The 4,518-nt window shown below is 36.6% G+C and carries 2 protein-coding genes and 1 pseudogene; 2 read left to right on the forward strand and 1 reads right to left on the reverse strand.

Annotation, left to right across the window (positions count from 1 at the left end; all coding sequences use genetic code 11):
- A partial coding sequence (adhE, locus tag AC1DTM_RS18735; protein WP_477000637.1) for a bifunctional acetaldehyde-CoA/alcohol dehydrogenase occupies positions 1-2,587 on the reverse strand: 2,587 nt, incomplete at its 3' end.
- 502 nt (positions 2,588-3,089) lie between these two features.
- On the opposite strand from adhE, the pseudogene AC1DTM_RS18740 reads away from it, so the two are divergent.
- Together AC1DTM_RS18740 and AC1DTM_RS18745 are read left to right on the forward strand one after the other, a co-directional pair.
- Positions 3,090-3,232: pseudogene (locus AC1DTM_RS18740) on the forward strand (transposase); the annotation flags it as partial.
- A gap of 39 nt (positions 3,233-3,271) precedes the next feature.
- Positions 3,272-4,518, forward strand: a 1,247-nt coding sequence (locus AC1DTM_RS18745; RefSeq protein WP_477000638.1) for an RNA-guided endonuclease TnpB family protein, incomplete at its 3' end; no start/stop codon positions are given.

Raw genomic sequence — 4,518 nt, forward strand, 5'->3', positions numbered from 1 at the left:
CTTCCATATAGACTTCTTTTAGCTCTGAAATGAGCGGCAATTTTGGATTAGCTGTTGTACACTGATCTTCAAACGCTCTTTCTGCTAACATTTCCACAACAGCTTCAAATTGTTCTTTAGCAACTCCTTGTTCCGCGATACTCATATTGATATTTAAGCTTTTTCCAAGCGCAATAATCGCTTGGACGAGTGATTCCACACCTTCCGCTGTTGAGCTTGCTGGAAGCCCGAGCATCCTCGCAATATGTGCATAGCGTTCATCTGCCACAAAGTGCTCATATTTTGGGAACAATGCGTGTTTCCTTGGCTTAATAGCATTATAGCGAACTACATGCGGCATAAGAATTGCATTTGCGCGTCCGTGTGGAATATGGAATTCTGGTCCAAGTTTATGTGCTAAACTGTGATTAATACCAAGGAAAGCATTAGCAAATGCCATCCCTGCAATCGCAGAAGCGTTATGCATTTTTTCTCGCGCCTCTTCATCATTTCCATCTTTATATGCCCTCGGTAAATATTTAAATACGAGATCAATTGCTTTTAACGCTAAACCATCCGTATAGTCATTTGCCATAACAGACACATATGCCTCAATTGCATGTGTTAATACGTCCATGCCAGTATCTGCTGTTACATGAGGTGGTACTGTCATTACAAATTGTGGATCAACAATCGCTACATCTGGTGTTAATTCATAATCAGCAAGCGGATATTTTATATTATTTTTTTTATCTGTAATAACCGCAAATGGTGTCACTTCTGAACCCGTCCCTGATGTTGTTGGAATGGCAACAAATTGCGCTTTATTTCCTAATTTAGGATACTTACATGTACGTTTTCTTATATCTAAAAACTTCTGTTTAATTCCATAGAATGTTGTTTCTGGGTGCTCATAAAATAGCCACATCCCTTTTGCTGCATCCATAGCTGAACCACCGCCAAGTGCGATAATTACATCTGGCTTAAAGCTTTTCATCATGTCCGCACCTTTAAAAACAGTTTCATCTGATGGATCTGGCTCAACCTCGAAGAAAACTTCAACTTTCACATCATTTGCATGTTTACGTAAATAGTGCGTGACCGTATCTACATATCCACGCTCAACCATCCCTGGATCCGTTACAATAAATGCACGTGAAATGTTAGGCATGTTTGCTAAATATGCTGTAGCATGTTTTTCAAAATAAATTTTTGGCGGTAATTTGAACCACTGCATATTCTTTTTTCTATTTGCCAGCCTTTTTATATTTAGTAAATGAGTAGCTGTTACATTTTGGGAAACTGAGTTTTTTCCGTAGGAACCACATCCAAGCGTAAGGGATGGAATAAATCCGTTATATATATCACCAATTCCCCCTTGTGATGAAGGTGCATTTACAATGAGACGGCAAGCTTTCATACGCAATCCAAATTGTTTTTGTACTTCTTTATTTGTAGAATGGATGACTGCTGAATGACCTAAACCGCCAAGGTCTAGCATTTCTTCACAATATGTAAATCCTTCTTCTAATGAATTTGCTTTTACACAAGCTAATACTGGACTCAGTTTTTCACGAGATAGTGGATACGCCGATCCGATCCCTTTAATTTCAGCTACAAGCATTTTTGTATCTTCAGGCACAGTAATCCCTACTAATTCGGCAATATACTGTGCTGATTTCCCAACAATATCACTATTTACTGCACATGTATTTTCATTAATAACAAGCTTTTCTAATTTTTCTCTCTCTTCTTCTGTTACAAAATAACAATTATTTGCAATCATTTCTGTTTTAACATCATTATAGATTTCCTTATCTACAATGATAGCTTGTTCTGACGCACAAATCATACCGTTATCAAATGTTTTCGATAAAATCAAATCATTAACAGCTCGTTTTACATGTGCCGATTTCTCTATATAACATGGTACATTACCTGGACCTACACCTAACGCTGGTTTGCCAGTAGAATACGCTGATTTCACCATACCAGCTCCTCCAGTTGCTAGAACGAGCGCAACACCTTCATGATTCATTAATTGTTTCGTTGCTTCGACAGAAGGTCTGTCAACCCATTGAATGCAGTGCTTTGGTGCACCAGCCTTCAATGCAGCATCGTATACTGTTTTCGCTGCTGCAATAGAACATTTTTGTGCAGAAGGATGGAATGCGAAAATAATTGGATTTCTCGTTTTTATCGCGATTAATGCTTTAAACATCGTTGTCGACGTTGGGTTGGTTACCGGCGTTACTCCAGCTACTACACCAACCGGTTCCGCAATTTCTATTATTTCTTCATGAGGATCTTCATGAATAATTCCTACCGTCTTGTCTTTCTTTATACTATGCCAAATGTATTCAGTGGCAAAAATATTTTTAATGCATTTATCTTCATATACACCACGACCCGTTTCTTCAACAGCCAATTTCGCAAGCGGCATATGTTGATCAACACCTGCTAGTGCCATTTTATGAACAATGTTGTCAATTTGCTCTTGTGTAAAACCTTCTAATGCTTGTAAAGCTTTTTGACCGTTATCTACTAACGAATCAATCATCTCTTTTACTTCCTGCATTTCATTTACAACTTTCTCTTTGACTACCATGTAAATTTCCTCCTATTCTACTATTCCGGTCCTTATATGTCCCTATAGGTCAAAATAAGTCCCAATTATCGCAAAAAAAATAGAGTTGCCTGCCTACATGAATTTCATTGTTTGTGAAACATTTCACAAGTTTGTTCGTGAGTAACATTTCATGAATTCAATATACATGAAATTATTTCATTTGTGTATGTCTATTTTGTGAAACATTTCACAAAATGATGTAATAAAAATGCACTGCTCTATATTAGCAGTGCATTTTTTATCCTTTTCGGCAAGAAGACTCCATCTGATTTGTGTTACGGGTGAAACCCAACAATTCAGGTGGAGATGAATTGCCGTCAGAAGGTAGACCAAACACCTTTGTTTCGTTCATAACAATTTTTTAAAGGGCGCATTTGTTCTTTTTTGTCTTACGATATAATCTGTCGTAGATAAGGAGGGAATAGATTGTACGACAACGAAATTGGATAATAATAATCATTCGGTTACTTGAACCAAAAGGAATTACGATGAAGACCATGTTCACATTTTGTTCCGTTCAGTTCCAAATATTGATTTATCAAAAGCGATTAACAGTTACAAAAGTGTTAGTTCTTGTCTCGTGAAACGAGATTTCCTAAGATAAAACATTATCTTAGGAAAGAAATAATTTTAATAAACTCTCTGAGAAAGGTGGTGAAAACAATGGCTAAAAAGAAAGCAGTGAAAGTATTACGAAAACAAAAGAAAAGAGAAACCATACAACGATTCACTCAAAAACAGAATATAGGACGAGCTTGCCTTACTGCAAAAGAATTTCGTTTACTGCAACGCATGTCGCATAGTTCAAAAGCATTGCGCAATGTTGGATTGTACACGATTAAACAAAGTTACTTGAACAATAACAAGATGGCTACTGTAAAAGAAGTGGACACTGCCATGCAAACCGATATGAACTACTGGGGCATGCAATCAAACTCTGTTCAAGCGATTCGTAGAGCCTTATTTACAGAAGTGAAGAGCTTTTTTAAAGCATGGGAACAGTGGAAGAAAAACCCTGAAACATTCACAGGTCGTCCTAAGTTTCCAAATTATTCTCGTTCAACTGACAAACGAATCATTGAAATCTACCAAGTTCCAAAAGTGGATGATAACGGGTATTGGATGATTCCGATGAATGTTGCATTCAGAAAAAAATTCGGTTCCATAAAAATACGTATGCCTAAAAATTTAATAAATAAACAAATCTCCTACATTGAGATTGTACCGAAGCAAAAAGGTCGGTTCTTTGAGGTGCATTAYACATATGAGATGCACGTTTCTCAWATGAAGAAACAATCCACGACTACTAGTAACGCTTTGAGTTGCGATTTAGGTGTAGAYAGATTAKTAAGTTGCGTRACAAATACAGGTGATRCATTYTTAATTGATGGAAAAAAAYTAAAATCCATTAACCARTACTTCAACAAAAYGATACGTAATYTSCAACWGAAAAATRTKGAAAATGGACTTTCMAAACGYGTTGTAACGAATAAAATGGCTGCACTTTGGCATAAACGAGAAAGACAAATAAATGGTTACATTTCACAAACTGTAGGYTTGTTGTTYAAAAAAGTGAAAGCATGCAACATAGATACGGTTGTCGTAGGGTATAACRCTGGTTGGAAACAAAAATCTGATATGGGAAAAAAGAATAATCAAACATTTGTTCAAATCCCATTTCATAAACTGATTGCAGCAATTGAGAATAAATGTGTAAAAGAAGGCATCCGTTTTTTAAAACAAGAAGAAAGCTATACTTCAAAAGCTAGTTTTCTTGATAAAGATCCGATTCCAGTTTGGTCTAAGGATGATAGGACTCATTATCGCTTTAGTGGCAAACGAATSACTCGTGGTCTGTATCAAAGTAAAGCAGGAACATGTATCCATGCTGATATTAATGGTGCGTTGAA

It is taken from the genome of Bacillus sp. P4_D3 (genome assembly GCF_056401855.1).